This is a genomic window from Xenorhabdus sp. PB62.4 (genome assembly GCF_014467285.1).
Classification (GTDB): Bacteria; Pseudomonadota; Gammaproteobacteria; order Enterobacterales; family Enterobacteriaceae; genus Xenorhabdus.
The window spans coordinates 47,015-66,535 of record NZ_NKHR01000004.1; the positions used below are offsets into that span (position 1 = coordinate 47,015).

General features: G+C 40.5%; 19 protein-coding genes and 1 pseudogene. 3 read left to right on the top strand and 17 right to left on the bottom strand.

Annotated features, from left to right (window positions below):
- Window positions 1-165: 165 nt before the first annotated feature.
- From Xenpb_RS05020 to Xenpb_RS05040, 5 genes are all read right to left on the bottom strand, one after another.
- Entirely contained in the window at window positions 166-1,194 is a 1,029-nt protein-coding gene (locus Xenpb_RS05020; RefSeq protein ID WP_255523022.1) for a fimbrial protein, read from the bottom strand.
- Window positions 1,095-3,638, bottom strand: coding sequence for a fimbria/pilus outer membrane usher protein (locus Xenpb_RS05025; protein WP_187653356.1), 2,544 nt, complete (start codon window positions 3,636-3,638; stop codon window positions 1,095-1,097). The genes Xenpb_RS05020 and Xenpb_RS05025 overlap by 100 nt, the downstream gene beginning before the upstream one ends.
- A gap of 40 nt (window positions 3,639-3,678) precedes the next feature.
- Window positions 3,679-4,359, bottom strand: coding sequence for a molecular chaperone (locus tag Xenpb_RS05030; RefSeq protein ID WP_368666798.1), 681 nt, complete (start codon window positions 4,357-4,359; stop codon window positions 3,679-3,681).
- Window positions 4,360-4,512: 153 nt separating this feature from the next.
- On the bottom strand, window positions 4,513-5,043 hold the full coding sequence (locus tag Xenpb_RS05035; RefSeq protein WP_187653357.1) for a fimbrial protein: 531 nt from the start codon (window positions 5,041-5,043) through the stop codon (window positions 4,513-4,515).
- Between the two features lie 728 nt (window positions 5,044-5,771).
- Window positions 5,772-7,148 carry an isochorismate synthase gene (locus Xenpb_RS05040; protein ID WP_368666799.1) on the bottom strand — a complete coding sequence of 459 codons (1,377 nt, stop codon included), beginning with the start codon at window positions 7,146-7,148 and terminating at the stop codon, window positions 5,772-5,774.
- A 102-nt stretch (window positions 7,149-7,250) separates the two neighbouring features.
- On the opposite strand from Xenpb_RS05040, the pseudogene Xenpb_RS05045 reads away from it, so the two are divergent.
- From Xenpb_RS05045 to Xenpb_RS05055, 3 genes and pseudogenes are all read left to right on the top strand, one after another.
- Window positions 7,251-7,391 (top strand): annotated as a pseudogene (locus tag Xenpb_RS05045) (PgaD family protein); the annotation flags it as partial.
- Between the two features lie 377 nt (window positions 7,392-7,768).
- Window positions 7,769-8,227 (top strand): YfiR family protein, encoded by a 459-nt coding sequence (locus tag Xenpb_RS05050; protein ID WP_255523023.1) that lies wholly within the window; start codon window positions 7,769-7,771, stop codon window positions 8,225-8,227.
- Window positions 8,228-8,232: 5 nt separating this feature from the next.
- Window positions 8,233-9,492, top strand: coding sequence for a diguanylate cyclase (locus tag Xenpb_RS05055; protein ID WP_187653360.1), 1,260 nt, complete (start codon window positions 8,233-8,235; stop codon window positions 9,490-9,492).
- A gap of 274 nt (window positions 9,493-9,766) precedes the next feature.
- Here Xenpb_RS05055 and Xenpb_RS05060 read toward each other — a convergent pair whose 3' ends face one another.
- The 12 genes from Xenpb_RS05060 to nuoN all read right to left on the bottom strand — a co-directional run bounded on the left by Xenpb_RS05060 (window position 9,767) and on the right by nuoN (window position 19,520).
- Window positions 9,767-9,916, bottom strand: coding sequence for a hypothetical protein (locus tag Xenpb_RS05060; protein ID WP_187653361.1), 150 nt, complete (start codon window positions 9,914-9,916; stop codon window positions 9,767-9,769).
- Window positions 9,909-10,184 carry a helix-turn-helix transcriptional regulator gene (locus Xenpb_RS05065; RefSeq protein ID WP_187653362.1) on the bottom strand — a complete coding sequence of 92 codons (276 nt, stop codon included), beginning with the start codon at window positions 10,182-10,184 and terminating at the stop codon, window positions 9,909-9,911. Before Xenpb_RS05065 ends, Xenpb_RS05060 begins: the two co-directional genes overlap by 8 nt.
- 136 nt (window positions 10,185-10,320) lie before the next feature.
- Window positions 10,321-10,785 carry a hypothetical protein gene (locus tag Xenpb_RS05070; protein WP_187653363.1) on the bottom strand — a complete coding sequence of 155 codons (465 nt, stop codon included), beginning with the start codon at window positions 10,783-10,785 and terminating at the stop codon, window positions 10,321-10,323.
- Between the two features lie 318 nt (window positions 10,786-11,103).
- Window positions 11,104-11,475 (bottom strand): DUF943 family protein, encoded by a 372-nt coding sequence (locus Xenpb_RS05075; protein WP_187653364.1) that lies wholly within the window; start codon window positions 11,473-11,475, stop codon window positions 11,104-11,106.
- A gap of 51 nt (window positions 11,476-11,526) precedes the next feature.
- Window positions 11,527-11,769 (bottom strand): DUF3289 family protein, encoded by a 243-nt coding sequence (locus Xenpb_RS05080; RefSeq protein WP_187653365.1) that lies wholly within the window; start codon window positions 11,767-11,769, stop codon window positions 11,527-11,529.
- A gap of 10 nt (window positions 11,770-11,779) precedes the next feature.
- The gene (locus Xenpb_RS05085; RefSeq protein ID WP_187653366.1) at window positions 11,780-12,055 is read right to left on the bottom strand and encodes a PAAR domain-containing protein; all 276 of its coding nucleotides are present in this window, start codon (window positions 12,053-12,055) and stop codon (window positions 11,780-11,782) included.
- Between the two features lie 138 nt (window positions 12,056-12,193).
- Complete coding sequence (locus tag Xenpb_RS05090; RefSeq protein WP_255523024.1) at window positions 12,194-12,388, bottom strand: helix-turn-helix domain-containing protein; 195 nt, start codon at window positions 12,386-12,388, stop codon at window positions 12,194-12,196.
- A gap of 667 nt (window positions 12,389-13,055) precedes the next feature.
- Window positions 13,056-14,315 (bottom strand): PTS ascorbate transporter subunit IIC, encoded by a 1,260-nt coding sequence (locus Xenpb_RS05095; protein ID WP_187653367.1) that lies wholly within the window; start codon window positions 14,313-14,315, stop codon window positions 13,056-13,058.
- A 12-nt stretch (window positions 14,316-14,327) separates the two neighbouring features.
- Window positions 14,328-14,615: a PTS sugar transporter subunit IIB gene (locus Xenpb_RS05100; protein WP_187653368.1), complete on the bottom strand. Its 288-nt coding sequence runs from the start codon at window positions 14,613-14,615 to the stop codon at window positions 14,328-14,330.
- A 30-nt stretch (window positions 14,616-14,645) separates the two neighbouring features.
- Window positions 14,646-15,089: a PTS sugar transporter subunit IIA gene (locus tag Xenpb_RS05105; protein ID WP_187653369.1), complete on the bottom strand. Its 444-nt coding sequence runs from the start codon at window positions 15,087-15,089 to the stop codon at window positions 14,646-14,648.
- A 207-nt stretch (window positions 15,090-15,296) separates the two neighbouring features.
- The gene (gene betT, locus Xenpb_RS05110; protein WP_187653370.1) at window positions 15,297-17,291 is read right to left on the bottom strand and encodes a choline BCCT transporter BetT; all 1,995 of its coding nucleotides are present in this window, start codon (window positions 17,289-17,291) and stop codon (window positions 15,297-15,299) included.
- Between the two features lie 771 nt (window positions 17,292-18,062).
- Window positions 18,063-19,520: an NADH-quinone oxidoreductase subunit NuoN gene (gene nuoN, locus Xenpb_RS05115; RefSeq protein ID WP_187653371.1), complete on the bottom strand. Its 1,458-nt coding sequence runs from the start codon at window positions 19,518-19,520 to the stop codon at window positions 18,063-18,065.
- Between the last annotated feature and the right edge of the window lies 1 nt (window position 19,521).

The window sequence follows — 19,521 nt, forward strand, 5'->3', positions numbered from 1 at the left end:
TAATACTAATGCCTGTAAAAACGATTTCCTTATCTTAGTTCAAGGAATTGTCATTTAGTTGGCAACAGGGAAAGAGATTTCCGCATTAAAAAATGCAATTGCGTAATAAGAAAGATAAAACCAGTCATAAAAAAAAATTATGACTGGTTTTCTGATTGGGAAGATTTAAGGATAGATGAGATTCAATGTTGCAGTTGCATTGGCCTTACCCGCCGTAATGTGGTTATCGGTCTGGATATAACGCGCCTTGAAAGGAATAGAGTAAATTCCATTCATACTGTTACCTAATTTGACTGATGTGTTGAATACGATAGGTTGATCCTGATACAAAACCTGAAGGCCAATCCCACTTGCTGAGTTTCTGTCGTAGTCAAGTCCCAGAATATCACCCGCGTTGCCCTGAATAATCGGGCTCCAGACCAATTCAATAGGGACATTGGCATTGCATGCCAAATCAATATCAAAATGACGCTCTCCCGCCGTGCTGTTAGCCCCTGAAAACTGCGAGCTTCCTATCTTGCCCATTGAAATACGAATATTCTTTTCTTGCAGAGAACACGCGGGCGTAATAAAGCGTATTTTACTGAGAGAATAGGAATATATAGCTGTTCCGGCCAGACGTGCTGTGATCACACCGTTTTTTATCATGCCAGAACCCGTTTCAGATTTTGTTTTCACAAACTCTATCTTGGTTTCATTCGGTTGGTCATTGAACCTGATTCCTATACCGGGTACGCCCGAATCATGAATACCCCCGCTGCTATTCGTCAAGCTAAAGGGGTATCCCGTGAACTCCCATTCTATCTTCTCCGAGTCATCACAATGGAATTCATTCCTGTTCACTTGCCTGACGGGATAAGCGCCAATAACTTCACCAATTCTAATTTCCCGATTCACCAGGAATTGGCCTTCACTGATGGGAATGCTTTCGGCTACAGATTTAATATCAAAACGACAGGAATTTGCGTGGCTGTAAGCATTAGTTGACAGAATTATCAGCATACTGCTGATTGCCAATAGCAACCGATATTTTTTATGGGCGTATGTTTTATGGACGTATGTTTTATGGGTGATAAACATAGATAAGCCTGATCCTACTCGCAATTCATGTTCAAGGTGTACACGCCAGATTGAGGTCTTTCTTTTGGCAACGTGTAATTGACCATACAGATTTTGGTATCCAATGCTCTCCATTTGACCCGTAACCTGCCACTATCCGGCAGTGCCGTGAGATAAACCTGCCCTTCATTGCTGACAATCGCGCTATTGTTTTCACCACCTTCATTTGATTTTCCCAAAGTGACCTTAGCGCCAAAAGGTACTGGCCTGCCACGATAAGTCAGGTACATCAATGCTCTATTTCCCATTCGTGTCTGAAAGCGGGCGAGCACAAGAGCGCCTTTTGTTGGCACGACCGATTGTGTATTCACATCAATATCGACATCATCGGCAAATGAGTGTGGTTCCAGTGCAACCCGGTTTTTACGATAACTGCTCACATACGGTACAACCGCATAACCATTCCAGTCTGTGGCTACCGCAGTATTGTTAGTAACTTTGATGCCTTTTGCCCCTTCTGCCTGAACCAATACCGCAGCATCACCGAATTCTTGCGATAAGGTCACTCCATAAGGGTGAACGACAATGCCTCCATGAATGCCGTAGTTTAGTTGTTTGTTATCATGTTGCTGTTTGTTCGCATATTGATAGTTATAGCCAGCATTAATCCGACCATAGGCTCCCTTATATTCCCCATGAATATTGCCACTCCCGCCTTCCCCTTTGTTGACATAGCTCTGTTGCAGACTGTAGAACAAGTTATTATCTTCAAGCGCTGTCCCATTCAGGCTGACTTGCTGGGAAATGCGGTCATTCCTGTTGAGATTGACACTATAATTGGCCCAACTGTTTTTCAGCAAACGATCAAAAGGCACATGGATACTGAATGCGAATATTTGATCATGCTCATCAGCATGTGGCCGCAAATTATAAGAATAATTCAGACCATAATTGATCCCTTGATAACTAACGTGATAAGCCGCATTCAGTGAACGCTCACGACCATTTTGTTGCCAATAATCCTGCTGCAACGCCATAACATAAATCTCACCCAAATTGCCTAATGTTTGGTTAAATTGTAGCTGCAACTTACTTCTGGGATTAAAACGCGCAAACAATCGGCGGGCATCCTCAAAGCGATTAGCATCAGCAAAATCATAAAACCTTTCTGTTGAATAGCGATAACTCGTCAACGTCAAATGTGTCCCGGTCCGTGAAAAATCTTTCTCATACCGCAAGCGATAGGATTGCCCGGAGGACTGTTTGCCGGATGCCAATTCAGCTTTGGCATGGGTAATATCAAAAGAAACCGCCCCGATATTTCCCAAATCCACACCAGAACCTAATAAAGCAGATTGATAATCAGGGGATAAAATAGTACCACCGTAAGCAGTGAACCTATTGTGAAGGCCATAGGTCAACGTACCCTGAGAAAAATGAGGTTTGCGACTGTGACTACCGGCAGAGCGATAACGTCCCATTGCCAGCGAATACCTGACATTTCCCTCCCGTAACATAATAGGTGCGGTTGTAATTGCCTGAATAAACTTGCGCTCCCGACCATCAGCCTCTTTGATGATAACTTCCAGATCACCACTGGAAACGGTTGGATAAAGATCGCTAATTTCAAATGCCCCAGAAGGAACATAAGTCTGGTAAATGACATAACCATTTTGTTTAATTGTCACTTGTGCATTACTTTGCGCAATACCCCGTACAATAGGTGCAAAACCTCTCTGGCTATCCGGCAACATATTCTCATCAGAAGTAAGTAAAAACCCACGAAACTCAACATTATCAAACAGATCGCCAGAGGTGAAACTATCACCTATCGTCAATTGTCCCTTAAGAGGATGAATATCACGCTGCAAATATGTGCTGAGGCTTTTCCAGTTCTGGTTTGGATCAGAATAAGTCAAATTATTACGTAAACGCCAGGCTCCCCAATTAATTCCTGATCTTAAATTCAGATAATTATTCTGTGTTGAATTGCGTTGATCCTGCCAATTTATCGAACCACTATAACTGTAATTAATCAACAACGTAGTTAATCCCTGATCCCACAATTCAGGGGAAACATAATCTCTGTAACGATAATTCAATGCTGCCTGAGGAATACTGATATTCAACCTCTGTCGATTAAAATCAAAATCTGTACTGGCCGAAGGAATGTATTTACCGATATCTGTAATCACTGTATCCGGGGATAATTCAGCTAATTCAGGAAAAGAATCAACCTTAATTCCCATATCCTTCCATTGCCTGAGTGTGATTTTTGGCTGTAACTTGCCATCTTGTAAAATAAAATCAATATGTTCTTCACTTACCTCTTTTTTATTCAGAAAGATATTCACCCAATAAATACCAGATGGCTGGAAACCAGATTGAAAAATTGAGAGATCAACATCATCAGGCAAGTTTCCACCCATTTTCAGAGCATGGATATTAAATTTATGTTCCGCATACGCAGTGAAATAACAAAGAAAATTCCCGGCTATTACCAATATGAAAAGTAAAAATTTACCTTTCCTATCACAATATAATATTCTCGCAGGGTTACGATTGATATTTTTTGACATATTTGATTTTCTAATAATATGAATAGGTCATTAACAAATACTAAAGATCAGCAAACTCAGCCTGCGTTATGCCGCCATAATCATTGATAACTTTCCAGCTTACTTTTTTGGCATTTTTGAATGACAAAGGCCAACTTGATTGGCTGAACGGCTTAATCATGCCTGCATGTTTGATATCATGGTTATCCACATTAAGAGATGAAAAAGAGATAAAATAAGGTGTCGGATTTTTGGCCAATAATAAACCATTTTCTTGCCTGAATTTTATTTCTTTATAAGCCGTTGCTGCCTTTTCTTTCAGTTCCACGGGGCGATAAAACAGCTTTAAACGTGAGTTAACGACAATCTGCAACTGGTTTACGGTTGGATCAGAGCTTTTCGTTTCAGGAATAGACTTAACATTAAGCCAAAATACAGATTCCCTATCCATTGGCAATTGATTGTCAACTTTGACAATACGTAAAATATTTTCATTATTTGCCGGAAGTTGAAATAAAGGCGGTGTCACAATAAAAGGCGTTTTTGTTTTATCATTCTCATCTTGTATCCAGCTTTGAATAAGATAACCAGCTTCTTTTTCAGGATTATTAATAGAAATAGAAACTTCTTTTTTATCACTTAAATAAACAACTCGGGTTCCACCAACAATGACGCCTGCCATTGCAACATTACAACCAAGAAAATATAAAAAAACATAAAAAAACAAACGATAACACGACACGGTATTTTCTCCGCCCAATCATGATTAGTCATATTCAATTAAATAACCGAGCATCCTTGCTAGGTTTTATACTCTTCATTTTTCAGGTTGCAGATTGATTGACAGTTCTGCAGCTTGAAATATTGTGGATATAATATTAAGAATATCGGACTATTAATTATAAGCTACTGTAAAGTTAGTCACTGCATTAGCAGAGCCCGGGCCTACTTTTTCTTTAGTAGCAACATACTTAGCAATAAATCTTAATTCTTGATCAGCGCCTTTATGAAGGAGATTTTGCTCAGAAGCTCCCGCGACAGAAACCCGAGCTTGAGTATCAGCTTCATAAATGCCAATAGCGACACCCGTTGCAGCGTTATCTACTTTAGTCAAAGATAAAAGATCTCTGTTATCACTATCACTTGGGCCATCAAACTTAATAGTGACATTCTTTTCTTTCATATCTGCCGGACAATCAACCAATTTAATCTGGAAGCTTGTTGGTGCAGCAGTGTCATTTACCTTTTTAAAGGCATCTGCACTAACGACGCCCATCTCAACAGTTTGATCCGCAGAGTCACCATGAACCTTACAAGCATTCTGTATTACTTCTCCTTCAAATTTAATTGTCCCATTAGCTGCATTTGCGGTTGCAGAAAATAATGAAGATACAAAAAGAGAAGAAATAAGCAGCTTAGATTTCATTTAAATTAAACCCCATTAGTCAATATACCAAAAAATCCCCTCGACTGATTACAGACGATATGGAAATAAGTTCACTTACTTGATAGACCGTTTCAATGCGATACATCACGCACCTACAGCAATTGTCTTGCATCCAAATAAAACAGGCTTTAGCCCCTTACGTGGCCTTGTAAGGTTTGTTCGCACATTTCGGATAAGACGAGATCATAATAGCGGTTATCTGATATAGATCAACACAATAAACTGAATTATATATTGATTTGGAGTTTTATTCTGTAATTTTTCTAAATGTTTACTAAATGACATTATATATAGATGAAATCAATGAATATCATGCTAAAAATTAAGAAATTAAAAAATAATATATAATTAGCAAACTAATAATTATTATCATTCTATAGATTTTGACTATGGTTTATTTTCCAAACCGGAATAATTTACATAGTTATATTTCACATGTTTTACAAAATACCTTCAAAATTAATTTATTCCTTTTAATTCAATCAAGTATTAATAAGAAGAAAGAACTCTATATATAAAAACAAACCCATTATTTGATTTAAAAACCATCAGAAAAATATTTCCTGAATGATTGGATATCAAATAATTTATTTCTTAATTGATTAAATCAGTGATTACAATAACGTTGGAAACCAAATTCTTTTACTAAGAACCTGGCCCCAGTTGGTTAAAATAAATCCAAGATTTGTCGATGTGCCCGATGGATTTCAATTGACCAACAATGTACGTAATCCAGCAGCCTTGTTTTCTATTTCGAGCCATTCCTGTTCCGGATCAGAACCAGCAACAATACCCGCCCCTGCATATAACGACAGCAGATTGTCATAAATATGCGCGCAACGTAACGAAACGGCAAATTCACTCTGTTCCAAACATAAATACCCCGCAGATCCAGCGTACCAGCCACGATTGAAAGGTTCATTGTCTGACAGAAATTGCCGGGCTGCTTCACGGGGTAAACCTGCAACGGCGGCTGTTGGCTGCAAACGACGCAGGCAATCACTATCACATACATGGCTCAATACGCCACGGATGTGCCTGCGCAGATGTTGGACTTTTCTTAAACGGATCACATCAGGCGGAGTGACATCCACTGAAGCAATGCCACCTTGCAGGCGCTGACAAATATCATCAACAACAATCAAATTTTCATGCTGGTTTTTTTTATCGTCCAATAACCATTGCGCCAATTTAGCGGCTTCCTGATCATCTTCAGAATTTGCAACGGTCCCTGCCAATGCTTCGGTACAAAACTGCAATTGATTTCGGTAGTAAAGCCGCTCAGGTGTCGAAGCAAGAAAAGCATGGTTGGCACTAAATGCAAGCATGAAATGATAACAACGATGGTTTACTTCACGACTGGCAGCCATAAATTGGGCAGCCTGCAATGGAGAATTTAACGTCAGTTCAGTTTTTCGTGCAATGACCACTTTTTCCATTTTACTCTTGGTGATGGCCTCTAGTGCTTGTTCCAACAGAATATGCCACTGCTTACTTTCAGGCACATGTTTTGCCTCTAAAACGGTCGTTTGTAGTGGCAGGAAAGGTTGGTGCGGAAGAAGTTGGCGGAGAAACCGGCAGGCATTTTTAATATCGGCTTTTCCATCGACGTTAATGTATAACCGATTTTCACCGCGATGGCGACGCAATTCCAGCCTCGGCAAAAACAGATAGCTTTCTCCACCCGCGATATTTTCGTGGTTATCCTGATTTTTGTGCTTATCCTGCCATACATTGTCATGACAAAAATAACGGTGGTGACAATGTTCAGAATCCATCTTATCCCACGCATTCAGCCCCCACAGCCGCATTTGCGAAACTTGGTGATATTGCTGTAGAAATTTTTCGGCACCAGCAATATTGTTGAACAAACGAATTTTCCCACATGCGACAACCTCTTCATGGCCATCCCGGTGTTGCCAATAAAACTGCGGATAATGGGGCTGGACAGAGAGCCATGCCAGCCAGTGAACGCTACTGCCAGCCGGCAATGTGAAGGAGAATGATTGAATGCCGGTTTCACTAACATTTCCGGCATTGAGATATTCGCATACCCCCGCGATGACATCAGCAGTTTGATTCACATCTTTCCCCATTAACAACATAATAAAAAAAGAATTATACGAACCATCAAAAATTATGAAAGCACTTATCGTTTATGAGGTTTTTTTAGCCATCATCGCCCTGCCCTAACCCATGCAGAAGTGGCAAAAAGTCTTACTTTGGAACAAAAATTATTAGATGTCTTAAGGCAAAGCAAAGTTTCCAGTATCACTTATGACAATCATGGACATATAATGGGTATCAATGAAAAACTATCAACATAGAGATAGCAACCTATTAATAACCAAAGATATTATACCTTTTAGTTATTAAATTAACTCCAAATACAGTATTTGGTTAGCAATAGATTTTACAGCCTGTCTCAACTGGTGCTACTAATGCCATGATGGGGCAGGCTCTTACTTTATTAATAATCTCAACACGATTATTTAGACTATATGAAAGGCAAATACTGGAACTTGTTATGCAAGTGATTGAAAGGACGCATCATCTTTGTAAGCGTATTGTTTTTAGACGTATTGTTTTTAGACGTATTATTTTTAGACGTATTATTTTTAGACATTGTATTTCCAGATTATTTCTACGGGTGCTGACGACCTTGTTCTTAATTAACGTAATATGTCATTCAGTAGCAATGGCTATGCCTGAGGTCAATGAGAAGATCAATGAAAATGTTGCACGGGTAGTTTCTGGAATCATCAGCTATACACACTGGCCTGCTACACCGACGACGCTGCATTTATGTCTGGTCCCCCCGTCCAATTACATTAGCGTGTTAACTCACATTAATATGATTTCTGATTACACAGAATTACAAATAGAAACGCTGAATTTCAACGTAGGACAATTAATAGAAAAATGTGACATTATTTATTATGGTCTGGTCGATCCGAAGCTTCAACAGCAAGTGATTAGCAAGAAAAATAACAAACCCCTGCTTACGATTGCTGAAAATAACCCACACTGTGAAACCGGTAGCGCATTTTGCCTCAACATAACCAGTACTCAGGCAACATTCGGCCTTAACCTTGATATTCTGGCGCGCAGCGGAGTGCGCATAAATCCGAATGTCCTGCAATTGGCGCGTAAGGTGGAATAATCTGTATGAAAAAGCGCTATTCACTGATGTCATCACGCCCTACCTTACGCCAGGCCTTTCACAGGATCCACCTGACCATTACATTCATCATATTGTCGGTCGTGGGATTATTCCTATCTTTATTGGCACTGCTTGCCATGCAAAAATATGCCGAAAACAACCTGAAACTGCTCTCCACAACCATCGCCCATACAGCACAAGCTGCCGTGGTTTTTCAGGATAAAACTGCCGCAACAGAAATATTAGAAATGATAGCGGTTCATAATGGTTTTACCGAGGCCAAAATTTTTGATGCCAAACAGCAAGTATTGGCCAGTTGGCAAGCAAATCAGGAATCCAGCACGGGTAACTTTAAGATGTTGGTCGAACATTGGCTTTTCCCTGAACCTCTTATCCTGCCAATCTATCATCATCAACAAAAAGTAGGATCAGTCTGGTTAGTTGGCAACAGCGACCATATCATCCAATTTATTTATCAGGCATTGTTGGTGCTGTTCGCCTGCCTACTGTTCAGTGCCGTGATTTCCCTTTACCTCTCCTTACGCATGCACGATGGTATTGTCAGGGCATTGCAGAATATTACCCTCGTCGCCCATGACGTCCGTCAGCGGAGAGCGTTTTCACAGCGAGTGCCTTCTGCCCACATTGCTGAACTGCATGAATTAAGCCAGGTTTTTAACCACCTGCTCGAAGAATTGGAAGAGTGGCAACATCATTTACAAACAGAAAAAGCGGTTTTAACCTGGCAGGCACAACATGATTCCCTGACCGGCTTACCAAACCGGGCCACCTTTGAGCGCGTACTTTCAACCGTCATGAATGATAAATTCATGCGCGAAAGTGCAGCAATCTTGTTTATTGATGGCAATAGGCTTAAATATGTCAACGATATCTATGGGCATGTAGCCGGTGATCACGTTCTTGTCACTATAGCAGCCACTTTAAAAAGAAGGGTAAGGAAAACAGATACCGTCGCCCGACTTGGCGGGGATGAGTTCGCTATCTTACTGCCTTCCGCTGATTTGAAAGATGCAGAACGCGTTGCAAAAAATATCATTCATGCCATGGATACCCCCATTCTTCTCCCTAACGGCCAGCACCTGCGTATCACTCTCAGTATTGGTATTGCCTTATCCAACGGTGACTTAACAGCGGAACAACTTTTGTCAGAAGCTGATGCAGCTATGTACCACATTAAACAACGAGGCGGTGGCTGGTATGTTGCTGATATAACAAAACTAAACTACCTATCAAGGAACTCGTAGAGAATATCATTGACCTTGCTCTGCAATTAAATTTAGAAATTATGGCAGAAGGCATTGAAAATCAGAAATAGCTAAATCAACTCAAAAACTATTCTGTTGATTATTTACAGGGGTACTATTTTGACCGCCCGATGCTGTTGGAAGAGTTTGTCAGGAAATGGTTATGACGGAGGTTTCCCCTGTAAAAACAATCCTCCAATACGCTCAGCTTTCACAACACTGTTACTATAATGACAATTTTTAACGATTTTTCGCCATTATTGATACTATTGTGTCAAATTTTTAGATCCAACCATTTCTGTTCCATATGCTGAGCAATGGCCGTCACTAATGATTTATCAATTCCCAACTCATTGGCAATCGATTGAAAACGACAGCTTCCATCAGAAAATCTTCTTTTAACATTCAGCGAAGTATTAAGCATTTTTCAATACCTCAGCAATCGTGGTGGGTTCTCTCTTACGCTCTTTAGTGAGTTCATGAAGTGGCTGTAACTCACCAATTGCTTCCAATAACATAAGAAACTGCCGTAATGAGATATTACCTGTACGCTCAAATTTCCTAATGGTGCTATAGGGCACGCCGGAACGCTCAGCTAAATCTTCGACGGACATTTTTTGTTGCTTACGTTGCCGCTTGATAAAATCTTTTAATTCATGCTGCACATCATAGGCAGTATAGAGAGAAAACATGAGAATAGCCTCTGTTACTATTATGACAATAATATAGTAAATTCACGATAAAATTGCCACTATAGTAACATTTTTATATCAGACTTAAGCTTACGAAAATAAAATTAACTATCCAAATCCTGAATGATATGAAAGATCAAATATAACATGCTGCTTTATTTGAAATTAATAAATTACTGTGTTTATTCAACATGATTGGTAATTTATGTAAAAAAACATAACCATCATGTTGAAATTCAATCATAATTTTATTGGAAGAAGATATGAAAAAAGTATCGCCATCAAAAAAACAACTTGAATTTAACTTTAAGTAATTCCCAACAAAATCATCAATATGATTGGCATCCATTAGATAAACGTGATCTTTTGTATAGGAATCTTCATTGATGATAAAAATATCACCCGAAAGGTATTTCCTGAAATTAATTAGATCCAGTATTTCTGAATCCTCCATCTTATCCCAATTGTCTATCTTGCTCAAAAATTCAAACCTGCTTTCTTGTGCAAATCCGACGTAATTTAGTAATATCAATTCTCCACCAATAATAGGACGTAATATCAAATCAGCTTTATCCATTGTATATTTTTTATAGCTTTCCATACTACTTACCTTTGGCTTATCCAATATATTGATTAACAATACATAAAATAACCTGACCTTTCCACCTTATTTAAAGGCATTTTTGGCTTCATTTAAGCGCATAGAATCAGCACTTCAAGAATAATCAAAATTCTTTCACCAAATAATATCATCTTACTATTCAAAAATAAGAAAGATATTATACTAACAAATGCAATAAAATTAAGAATTGGCGGGTACAGCATCTGAGGTTTATCCTCTTGTTTTGACCCGCCTATATACCCGATAGATTTTCAGCCAAACATAAATTCAATATAGAGTAATTAGAAAAAATCATTTTCAATGATATTCAAGATCCAAATTTTCTGACATTGAGATTTCAAAAACAAATTTCTTTTCAACACAATTAGCGTCTACATTCATATCATCAAAACAAAGAAGATCGGAATCTTCATCTGTTCCACGATCAACCTTATATCCATTTCCTATATCAACGAAAACAATATCATAACTTCCATCTTCAGAAGAGCATGGAACATCATACTTTTCCTTTAGCAGCTCTTTGTTTTTATTCCACCAATGTACTTTTCCCCAGCTGGTCAATGGGAAGTTTTTCACTAAGACAACTCTATATCCACTTCCTGGGGTTAAGCTATGAACACCAATTATTTCCACTGTTCTTAATAAAAAAATAAAGAACAGAAAAAACACTAATAACGGTTATAAAAAACAATAACTTCCTCTTAGTGTTAATGTTTTTCATCATTTTTGACCTTCTATAACCTCCGTTACATTCATATCAGTAATAAATGGCTTAAATTTCAATCTATCCCATCTCTGTAGAACAAACCAAACTCTAAAAATTCGGAACTGTTTATAAGTCAAATTCAAAATATCATCACCATCAAGACCAAAATGATCTTGAACATGGTATTCCACTGTTGCCACAAACTTATCACCAGAAATTTCAAGTGACGTCAAAGTGGAGTAAACAGAAGCTATCAAATTGAATTACCTAACTTTCATAACTATCAGGAATGGAATGTATAAGACCGGCATGACAAGGACAGGTTGTCCGACTATCCAACGTTCCCGCCAATTTTGTTCCTTTATCCAGAAAAGAGGCAACACCTCCGACAATGGCATAATTTCCTGAGTATCTGCCACAAGTCACAGTAGAACCTTCAATAGCTGCTTGTTTTCCATAAAATTTAATGTTGTCGGTTCCGGTAAGAATTGCACCGCCACACGTTGTTTTATCACCAACTGTCAGAAAATTTCCTTTTGCCATATTATTCCCTTCATTTTGATGTTTATTTAAAATAAGTCAGAATATTCTGACTCAGTTTTTTCCATCCTGAATCATTTTTCCTCTATCTATGCTTACCCGACTCTATCAATCAATAATCCATTGTCATCACTAAAACTTTTACTGACTTTTCGCTACAATATTTTCTGCCAGTGATGTATGGCTGACAGCATATTTCGCCTGCCATGCTTTGGGATTGATCAAATAATGTTGCCGGAAACGCTTGGAAAAATGACTTGGGCTAGAATAACCCACTGCGACAGCGACTTCAATGACACTCATCCCTTTCTTCAATAAATCTTCAGCCGTAGTCATACGAACGTTTTCCAGATATTGGTGGAAACAGCGCGGCGCTGCAAACCGTTAATCATATTATATTGGCAATCATAAATTTGAGCTGTCACGCAAGCGGGTACCCGCGCTATTCTGAAACAGTTTCCCGTCTTATTTCTGGACGAAGCAACCGCTTCTCTGGACCCCGAAAATGAGCGATTGGTACAAGAAGCGTTTGATTCTCTTATTCAGAACAAAACCGTCTTTGTGATAGCGGCACCCATGATGAATTACTGAAACGTTGCCTGCTTTATCAGTCTCTTTGGAAAAATCACCTTGGTTCAGAAGAGCATTGGCACTTAAACCCAAATAGGCACTTACACCCGAATAAGGTGTAGATGTACCCCATCCATTCTTTGACTTATTACGTTACTGCCATTTTTATAGGATTTCTTCATGCACACGGACTTTCTCTCTCCTGATTCGCTGCGTCAGCTTATATCTGACCTATTCAATCAAAAAAACCAGAAAGAGAATGGCAGGAAACTTGCGAAAAACTTGAGTGTATTATGAAATATGTTCGCCCTTATGCCAGCAAAAAAGACTAAAAATCTATTGGGATAAGTCGTCATAACACTTCAGGAAAACCAGAGATACTTCTGGTTTTCCTGACAAACTGAACTGCAAAAACAAGATGTTTTCCCGAATTTCAGTGAGTCACAATAATGCCTAATAAAATTCCTACCATCCCAAAATCAGCATCGCTAAATGTAGTGTTGGCAATGCCGATGTTTCCTAATACCGGTAACAGGAATACGGGCAGAAAAGTGATTAACATGCCTTGTGTAAAAGCCCCTAGTATCGCCCCTCTTTTCCCTCCCATCGCATTGCCAAAAACTCCGGCGGTTGCACCAACAAAGAAATGCGGCACGACACCCGGAATAATGACCGTCATGTTCAGTATGTAGAGAATAAACATGCCAATAATACCGGCGGCAAAGCTACTCAAGAAACCAATCAGGACGGCATTAGGTGCATAAGGAAAAACGACCGGGCAATCTAATGCGGGCCTGGCATTTGGCACCAATTTATCAGAGATCCCCTTAAATGCAGGCACAATCTCGGCAATCACCATTCTGACACCTTGTAAGATGATATAAACTCCTGCCGCAAATGTGATGGATTGCATCACCGCAAACATGAAGCTATTTTTCCCACCACTGACTTGCCGGACCAAATCGTCACCCGCAAACAGGCAAGTGATGATAAAGATAATCGCCATGGTAAAAGAGATCGCAACAGGCGAATCACGCAGAAACAATAAACTTTTCGGTACGTTCATTTCTTCTGTGGAATGCGCTTTATTCCCCAGTTTACTGCCGATAAAACCCGCCAAAACATAAGAGAGCGTCGAGAAATGCCCAAGAGCCACATCATCAGCCCCTGTAACCTTTTTCATGTAAGGGTGGATAATGGCAGGAAAAAAGACCATTGAAATCCCAACGACAAGCGAACCGATAACGACTAGCGTTATCCCCTTTATTCCGGCTACGGAAAGGATAACGGCCACCATCATCGACATAAATAAGGTATGGTGACCCGTCAGGAAAATAAATTTCCACGGTGTGAAACGAGCAATCAGGATATTGATAATCATGGCAAAGAACATGATCAACGCCATTTCTCTGCCAAAACTTTTCTGAGCGATCGATACAATCGCTTCATTGTTGGGTATTACCCCCTGAATCCCAAAAGCATGTTGGAAGATAGTCGCGAATCCTCCCAACGCATTAACAACTAACCCCGCACCGGCACCTAATATGACAAATCCCAGAATCGTTTTTACTGTTCCGGTGATACACTCTGTTATCGTTTTTTTCTGAACGGCTAAACCAATCAGGGCGATCAATCCGACCAGAACAGCAGGCTCTGACAACACATCGTTCATCAGAAAGCGGAAGAAACCCATACTCGCCTCCAATTACAATTTGCCCATTTCAGCCAATGCCGCAGATAAACGCACTCTCATTGCAGATTTATCCAGCATATTTTCCAGCGCAATGATTTTTCTATCTGCATTCTGAATAATCAGTTGCTCAGCAATATCTTTCGTGCCAACAAAAATATCACTCACGGTTCCTTTGGCTGAGCCTAAATCAACATGTTCAACACTGGCTTCTACACCTAATTCTTGCAGGATATTTTTGATGCTCATTTCCATTATCAAGCTCGTGCCTAAACCATTACCGCAAACGACTGTAATTTTCATGATATTGCCCGCCATGTGGGTAGATATGGGTCAGTAACCTTGAACGATCGAAAAAATTTCATCCCGGCTACCGGAATACATTAATTGATTGATTTCTTGTTGGTCATCAAAAAGTTCAGCCAGCTCAGCCAACACTTCAATGTGGCTGTTGCTGTTTGTTGTCGCGAATACGATTAATAATTTAATGGGATCATTATTTTCAGAGCCGAACGCAACACCTTGATGAAATACGGTTAAACTTAAAGCAAGGCGATTAGCCCCTTGTTCGGGCCTTGCATGTGGGATCGCAATACCCGGGCCAACGACATAATACGGGCCAATTTCTTCATGGGAACGGTAAATGGCTTCAACATAGCTCGGTTCAATCGCGCCGTTATCAATCAGTGGCTGGCATGCGATCGCAATAGCTTCACGCCAATCTTTTGCACAGGAAACCCATTGGATAACGTCAGAAGTCAGTAAAGTTTTCAGCACTCAGTTTCCCTCAGCGAAATAGCCCAATGTATAAAAAGAATAGTCACTGAACCGATGGAAGGCGATAAAAAGCACAGTAATACGGAGCAAATCACATTTTGATATTTTCCCATCCTAAAAGCTGATGCTTAATAAAGCATCGGATAAAAAAATCCCCAAACGGAATCGCCTGGGGATTGCTGGCTTTTTTGTTAATGATCGATTTTGTTAACGAACCAAATGCAAAAAGTGAATGTGTTTTTCGTATTGATCCAAAATATCATGAATGATCTGCTCTTGAGTCCAGCCCATTAAATCGTAATCCTGCCCACCTTCTTTAAGGTAAACTTCCGCACGATAATATTTCTGCTCCTCGCTTCTTTCATCATCTTCAAAGCCAGCCAAGGCGAATGCAGGTTGGATATAACCCCTTAGACGCACTTCATACACAAAATTGAGGTTTTCGCCAAAGTCCACTTCAAAATGAATGCGATCATCCATTTCATCATTGATCACAACAATTTTGTTCTGCTTCTCCAACTCTTCGGCTACCATTTCCATTGCTTTTTGGATGATTTCATTCATAAAACGTTTCACCTGCGAGCATTTAGGATAATAGACGATGTTTCTCAATCTCCGTTGCCACGGAATTGGATTGCGGCTGGCTGGCGGCGCGATTGTGGTCATTTGCTGGCTATCTTTCTTGTATGCGTCAATCCGTAAAGCTTTGAGTAAGCCATAGATGGATATCAATAAAATGGCCGAGAAAGGAAGCGCACTGGCGATCGTGACAGTCTGCAAGGCTGACAAGCCCCCTGCAACCAATAATGCAATGGCAACAACCCCCATTAGCCCTGCCCAAAAGATCCTTTGCCAGACAGGTGTATGACTCGCCCCACCAGAAGCCAGTGTATCAACCACCATTGCGCCTGAATCCGCTGAGGTAACAAAAAACATGACCACCATGACCATAGCAATGAATGACAAAACAGCAGGAAACGGGAAATGTTCCAAAAAGTTAAATAGCGCCAGAGAGACATCTGTCTGCACGATATGGGCTAACTCCTTTGCTCCTTTATTGGCAATCAGATCGATGGCGCTATTACCAAATGCCGTCATCCACATCAGCGTGAATCCACTGGGTACAAACAAAACACCTGTCACAAATTCTCTGATTGTCCGGCCGCGGGAAACCCTCGCAATAAACATGCCAACGAATGGAGACCACGATAACCACCATCCCCAGTACAGCAATGTCCAGCCGCCTAACCAATTACTGGATTTGGGCTCATAGGCATAAAGGTTAAACGTTTTGCTGACAATTTCCGAAAGGTAACCCCCCGTGTTTTCCACAAAGGATTTCAGCAAGAGCACGGTTGGTCCCAAAACCACGACCAGAACCAATAATAAAACCGCTAAACCCAAATTCAATTCAGATAAAATGCGAATGCCTTTATCCAGACCGGAAACAACGGAAAGGGTAGCCAGTGCAGTAATCAGAATAATCAATACCACCTGCACTGTTTCATTAATAGGTAAATCAAACAGATGGTTAAGGCCCGCATTGACTTGAAGAACGCCATACCCCAAAGAGGTGGCAACACCAAATACAGTGCCAATCACAGCAAAGATATCCACGGCATGACCAATCGGCCCATAAATTTTATCGCCGATAATCGGATACAAAGCAGAGCGCAGTGTTAAAGGTAAACCGTGCCGATAACTAAAAAATGCCAGAATTAAGGCCACAATCGCATAAATTGCCCAGGCATGAAGCCCCCAATGAAAGAAAGTCAATTTCATCGCTTGTTTGGCAGCAGCAATGCTTTCAGGCGTTCCCACCGGAGGGGATAAATAATGCATGACAGGTTCAGCCACGCCAAAAAACATAAGCCCGATCCCCATGCCCGCAGAGAACAGCATGGCAAACCAAGAAAAATAACTGAAATCGGGTTCAGCATGGTCGGGGCCGAGTTTTATATTGCCGTATCTGGACAACCCCAGATAGGTGACCGCAAGTAAAATTAAAGCAACAGCAAGGATATAAAACCAACTGGCATTAACAAATATGTCCTGCTGTAAGGCCTTAAACCATCGGTCGGCAAGTTTGGGTTTCAAACCAGCGAATGTCACCAGTGCAATGACTAAAAACGCCGAGAAGAAAAAAACTGGTGGGTTAATGGAAGTTTTAGTCTTTACCTGACCAGTATTATCTTGACTCATAATTATCCTTCAAAATTAATGTTCGACACTATCTCCTATTTACTCTAATAAGCAATTTTTGTAGAGATTTCTATAGGTTACATATAAACCCAATCAAGGGCTATATACCGTGCAGGTATCTTGTGATCATAATTAACTCAATTCACATAACGAGTCACCTTAACATAAAAATAAAAGCAACTGTACTTACAGAGGGATATATCGAATGGTGATGAAGGAAATTTCTATGATAGAATGAAAATCAGAAAAATTATGAACATCACAAAAATGTGCTTAAAATCTGGTTTTATAACAATTAGTTAGTTAAATTACTCATTCAAGATTCACGTTAATTTAAATCCATTTGGCGTAATTATTTTGTCCAGATATAAAATAAAAAAACATGATAAGAAAATACTCAGTGAATTGCGTAAATTAGACAATTGTGCGCTTATAATATTTTTCACGATCCCTCTGATACTTTATCTTATCGGAGGAAAAGAACTTGCTAAAATTATTCTCATTATTTGGCCTGTTTATATCCTCATTTATACATGGATATTTCGCAGATTATCTTCTCGTCTTCAAGAAAAAGGGATGCAGCAATTTGTCAATGGTACGCGAAGTCCATGTGCTTTTTACGGATTTTGCAAATCTATTTTTTACTTACTTATCTTTTTTCTTTTATTTATTTTGGTTCGTATCATCATTGGAAAGTAAACAACAAACCTCAAAAAAAAGACCCAGCCAACCATGACTGAGTCTTTAAAGTTTCATTTTCAGATTATTATCTTACAAACCGCTTTTCGCTAGCTGAACAATATCAATTAACGGTTGTGGCCATACACCGAGGATCAGTACCAGTAATCCGGTAAGCAATACAACAATCCCGCCAGAGGTAAATGCCCAGTTATGTGGTGTATCGCGGTTCAGCGCTTTCGGTGCCGGCAGGTACAAACTCACCATCACACGTAGGTAGTAGTAAAGTCCAATCGCACTACCCAAAACAACTGCGCCAGTCAACCACCACAACCTTGCTTCAACACCCGTCGCGATAACGTAGAATTTACCGATAAAACCAAAGGTTAATGGTATCCCTGCCAGTGACAACATCATGATAGTCATAACGGCTGACAGGATTGGCTTATGCCAGAACAAGCCACGATATGAGAAAAGTGAATCCGCATCCGGCCCTCTGTACGGGCTGGACATCAGGCTGACAACACCAAATGCCCCGATACTGGCAAGCAGATACCCCACCAAATAGACACCCGCCGTCTCTTCTGCCAATGCGTGATCTTTGATGGCAACCAGCACCACCAGTAAATAGCCCAGATGTGCAATGGATGAGTAACCCAGCAGTCGCTTGATATTGCTTTGTGTCAGAGCCAGCAAGTTACCAAACAGGATAGAGGCAATAGCAATTACCGTCAGCGCAATACGCAGAGTTGCGCTATCCGTCACTGGTGCTTCAAGGAATAAACGCATAACCACAGCAAAGATAGCAACCTTGCTTGCCGTCGCCAGAAAGGTCGATACCGGTGCTGGCGCACCTTGATAAACATCCGGCGTCCACAGTTGGAAAGGCACAAGGGAAAGTTTAAAGCCCAATCCCACAATCATCATGCCCAACCCTGCCAGAACCAGAGGCTCATGCAGCTTGCTGTCACTCAGGCTCTTACCCAGTGATGCGAAGGATAAGTCACCAGATTCTGCATACAGCAGCGCGATACCGAAGAGCAAGAACGAAGATGCTGCCGCAGACAGCAGCATGTATTTGATACTTGCTTCCAGAGAACGCTTCTGGCGGTACGCATAGCCCACTAAACCAAACAGTGGCAGGGTAATCAGTTCAATCCCGATAAACAGTGACGCCATATGATTAGCCGAAGAGAGCAGAATTCCTCCGACAGCAGCAATCAGCACCAGCAGATAAAACTCTTCTTTATTATCGGGGTAGTTCTCCAGCCATGAGTAGGCAAATGTCGCCGTTGCAAGGCTCGCAATCAGCACAAGTGCTGTATAGAACATCGCAAAACGATCTACATGAATCAGGGGCGTGACATCCATTGGCTCCTGCTGTCCCACAAAATAGAGAGAAAGCAGAGCCAGATTAAGACCAATTACCGTCAAGGCGACATTGGTGAAATGATCGCGTCGCCACGCAATGGACAGCATCACAACCACCACCGTCAATCCGACGATTAATAGCGGCAACAGTGCGATCAATTGTTCAGAAGTTATTGTCATG

Excerpts from the sequence above, each read along its gene's own strand:
- nuoN (WP_187653371.1), bottom strand. The coding sequence starts at position 19,520 with ATGACAATAACTTCTGAACAATTGATCGCACTGTTGCCGCTATTAATC.
- Xenpb_RS05100 (WP_187653368.1), bottom strand. The coding sequence starts at position 14,615 with ATGAAAATTACAGTCGTTTGCGGTAATGGTTTAGGCACGAGCTTGATA.
- Xenpb_RS05035 (WP_187653357.1), bottom strand. The coding sequence starts at position 5,043 with ATGAAATCTAAGCTGCTTATTTCTTCTCTTTTTGTATCTTCATTATTT.
- Xenpb_RS05090 (WP_255523024.1), bottom strand. The coding sequence starts at position 12,388 with ATGACTACGGCTGAAGATTTATTGAAGAAAGGGATGAGTGTCATTGAA.
- Xenpb_RS05020 (WP_255523022.1), bottom strand. The coding sequence starts at position 1,194 with ATGGAGAGCATTGGATACCAAAATCTGTATGGTCAATTACACGTTGCC.
- Xenpb_RS05085 (WP_187653366.1), bottom strand. The coding sequence starts at position 12,055 with ATGGCAAAAGGAAATTTTCTGACAGTTGGTGATAAAACAACGTGTGGC.
- Xenpb_RS05055 (WP_187653360.1), top strand. The coding sequence starts at position 8,233 with ATGAAAAAGCGCTATTCACTGATGTCATCACGCCCTACCTTACGCCAG.
- Xenpb_RS05065 (WP_187653362.1), bottom strand. The coding sequence starts at position 10,184 with ATGTTTTCTCTCTATACTGCCTATGATGTGCAGCATGAATTAAAAGAT.
- Xenpb_RS05070 (WP_187653363.1), bottom strand. The coding sequence starts at position 10,785 with ATGGAAAGCTATAAAAAATATACAATGGATAAAGCTGATTTGATATTA.
- betT (WP_187653370.1), bottom strand. The coding sequence starts at position 17,291 with ATGAGTCAAGATAATACTGGTCAGGTAAAGACTAAAACTTCCATTAAC.
- Xenpb_RS05025 (WP_187653356.1), bottom strand. The coding sequence starts at position 3,638 with ATGTCAAAAAATATCAATCGTAACCCTGCGAGAATATTATATTGTGAT.
- Xenpb_RS05095 (WP_187653367.1), bottom strand. The coding sequence starts at position 14,315 with ATGGGTTTCTTCCGCTTTCTGATGAACGATGTGTTGTCAGAGCCTGCT.
- Xenpb_RS05060 (WP_187653361.1), bottom strand. The coding sequence starts at position 9,916 with ATGCTTAATACTTCGCTGAATGTTAAAAGAAGATTTTCTGATGGAAGC.
- Xenpb_RS05050 (WP_255523023.1), top strand. The coding sequence starts at position 7,769 with ATGCCTGAGGTCAATGAGAAGATCAATGAAAATGTTGCACGGGTAGTT.